General features: G+C 68.5%; 2 protein-coding genes. Both read right to left on the bottom strand.

The window, feature by feature from the left end:
• The coding region (locus OOT08_RS00225) for a right-handed parallel beta-helix repeat-containing protein (protein ID WP_325090593.1) at positions 1 to 2,245 on the bottom strand (2,245 nt) is incomplete at its 3' end.
• 236 nt (positions 2,246 to 2,481) lie between these two features.
• A complete protein-coding gene (locus tag OOT08_RS00220; RefSeq protein WP_325090592.1) occupies positions 2,482 to 3,099 on the bottom strand; it encodes a DUF4126 domain-containing protein in 618 nt (205 codons plus the stop codon).
• Positions 3,100 to 3,139: the final 40 nt, after the last annotated feature.

Raw genomic sequence — 3,139 nt, 5'->3', positions numbered from 1 at the left:
TGATCGTGACGGTCACCGTGACCGGCTCGCCGAGAACCGCGCCCTCGGACGGCTCCGTGAGGGTCACCGTGAAGGAGCGTTCGCCCTGCGCACCAGACCGCTTCACGGTCGGAATCGTGAGCGTTGCCCGCTGGGGCTCGGGTGCCCGCGTGTCCTGCGCGGGGAAGGTCACCGTGCCGGTCGCGCGGGAGTAATCGGTGTCCAGGAGGGCGGTCCCGTCGTGCGCCGTCAGCGTCGCGCTGCCCTCGGACAGCGACGGTCCGGTGCGGAGCGCGGTGATGACCGCGTCCTCACCCTCGACCACGGAGAGATCCTGATCGAGCGTGATCACGTCATCATCGAGGGGCTCCTCGATCTCGACGGCCCCGATATCGGCGGCGGGGCCCTGCGGGCGTGGCACGCCGCGTTGATCGGCCGCCGCGTAGCTCGCGTCCGCGGTCACGGCGTCGATCAGTGTCGAGCCCTCGGCCGGAAGCATCGTCAGGGTCGGACCCCCGTTGTTCCCGGGCTCCGCCAGCGCGAGGCCCTCGCTCGTGGCGGGTGCCGCTCCGGGCAGGTTCGGCGACGCGGTGACCGTCTGCACGTCGCCGAGCACCGCGGGCTGAGCGCCCTCATCAATGGACAGGGGGTCATGCGCGGTGTCAAAGACGGTCGCGTGCACCCGCAGGGCATCGCTGCCGACCTCCTGCAGTGAGCCGATCGCGAGCCCGCCGCCCGAGAACGTGTTGTGGGTGAGAGCCAGGTCGCTGCCCGTCGCCAAGGTGCCGATGCTCAGCAGTGCGTCCTCGCCCGTCGCAGCGGAAAACGTGTTGTTGAGCACGTCGATGCTCGTGTTTTCCGCCGACATGACGGAAACGGAACGCCGGCCGCTGTCGTTGTCCGGGTCGGAGGGGCCACCTGCGGAGCCCAGGAAGGAGTTTCCGCGCAGGGCGATTGTCGCGCGGTCCTCCTCGTCCATCCCGCTCATGGAGACGGAGACATCGTTGGCGTCAAACGTGGACCGATTGCCCTCGAACTGATTTCGCTCCACGATCAGCGTGGGCTCGATGCCGCCGCTGAGGAAGGACTCGACGTGCACCCCGGCGGCGCCGGACATGCTGGCGTTGTTTGCGAAGGTGTTTTCCTGGATGACGATCGCCCCCTGGACCATCCCGGCGGGCAGCTCGGCTGCCCCGCTCGGGTCCTCATCCTCAGACGCGTTGCGCGCGAGGATGAATACGCCGCCGCCTTCTCCGGTGCCCGCAACCGCGCTGTCGTTCTCGCTGAACTCCGATCCGGTGACGAGAATGGATCCGACCGTGTCCTTGACCGTGAGGCCCGCAAAGTCGCCGAGGTTCTGCCGGAAGGTGGAATTCGCGACGTGGACCCAGGACGCGGTGCCGCCCTCCATGCTCAGGTTCAGAGCCCCGGCACGGCCGTTGTTCTGGAACTGCGTATCCGTCACCGTGACGGTTTCGGCGCTCGTCGTCTGCACGCCGCCCGAGGGATTGTCGGTGATTTCGGACCCCTCGATGGTGAGGTGGACCGGTGCCCCGGCCTCCGCGGCGTAGGTGTACACCCCGAACGCGGTCTGCTGTTCGTTCCCGGTCATCCGGGTGTTGCGCACGGTCAGGTCGTTGCGTCCGCTGGCTCCGGCATGCACCGTGAAAGGCGCATCCGTGAAACGGCTGCTGTCGAGGCTGTCGCCGGAGACGGTGAGCGCGTAGGTGTCGCTCACGTCCTCGGGCGCTTCCAGGGTGAACGTTGAATTCGTCGCGATCACATTGGTCAGCGTGTCCGATTCCCGCGACTGGAAGAGCGTTTCCCCGTACCCGGTTCGGGTCACTCCGGTGAGCGTCGTGGATTGGGCCACCGGGTTCGACCAGGTGCTGTCACCCGTGATGGTGAGGCCGGACACGGTCATCGCGCCGCTGAGGCCGACGCCGGTGAAGTCAACGTCGTTGTCGGAGAGGTCGATCGTGGCGTCGCCCTCGATCGTGAGCGACTGTGCGCCCGAGCCGAGCTCGACCTCAAGGCCGCCCGTCAGCGTGACGAGAGAAACGCTCGGGTCGAAGGCCACGGTGTAGTCCGTGGGCGGTGCGCCGCCCTGGGTGCTGGCCGCGGAAATCTGTTGCAGGGCATCGCGCAGGCTCCCAGGTTGGGGTGCGCTGCCCGAGGTGTCCGAGCCGTCCGTGACGGTGAACACGGTGCCGGAGTCGGCATGCGCCGGGCTGAGCCCGCCGCCCAACGGGGCGCTCAGCCCCACCCCGGCGATGGCCGCCGCGGAAAGGAACGCCAGGCCCGTCCTGAGCGGTCGAAGACGACGCGGCGACGCGTGGCCCAGAGAATGCTGTTCAGGCCTCGTCGGCTCAGCGAACGCTCCCCGTGTGCGGGCAAAAAGTGCACGACTCATACGATGTTGTCCCCCCCCAAGGACACCTGAGACTGTCTCGGGCATCTCCGCAGGAGCCTACCCCCGTGCCGACACGCCCGACAAGGTGCTCAGCCTGTGCTGGGCGACGCGGTTGCCGCTTTTCGTGCTCGACGGGAACGGAGTGCGCGCCGCAACCTGCGGATCAGCAACCAGATGGCGAGCACCGCGAGCAGCGCCCCGAGCACCGGCACCAGCACCGCGAGCAGGGTGAGGGCGATGCTCGCCCCGTCCTCCGCCGTGCTCGCCACCGGGGCCGCGACCCCGACGCTCACCGCGTTGAGCGCGGGCCGGGCGACGGCCTTCAAGAGATGCGGGACGAGCGCGATGCCCACCCCGATGATGACGGGCCAGAACTGGCTGGAGTTCACGAACGCCTCGGGATCGGACACCGCCACGGTCTCGCTGCCGGTCCCCGCGGCGAAGACCATGCCGCCCGCGGCGGGTCGGATTACGGAAGACAGCACATCGTTCACCGTGTCGAGGCCGGGCACCTTGTCGACGAACAGCTCGATCACGAGCAGGACGCCGAACACGATCATGACCCAGTCGTTCGTGAGCCAGTCCCAGCCCGAGGGCAACGTGACGAGCGGCGTGAACTTCGCGAGGAGGCCGAGGCCCAGCAGGGGGATATAGGCGTTCAGTCCTGCGGCGGCGGCGAGTCCCGCCCCGGTCAACAGCTCAAGCATGGCCCGCACCCCTTTCCTCGCGACCAGTCTAGAACGTGGC

The sequence above is a fragment of the Leucobacter sp. M11 genome, assembly GCF_035726885.1.
In the GTDB taxonomy this organism is placed as follows: domain Bacteria; phylum Actinomycetota; class Actinomycetes; order Actinomycetales; family Microbacteriaceae; genus JAPFRB01.
The sequence above is the reverse complement of the archived record's forward strand: the minus strand, read 5'-3'. Positions and strand labels throughout refer to the sequence as shown.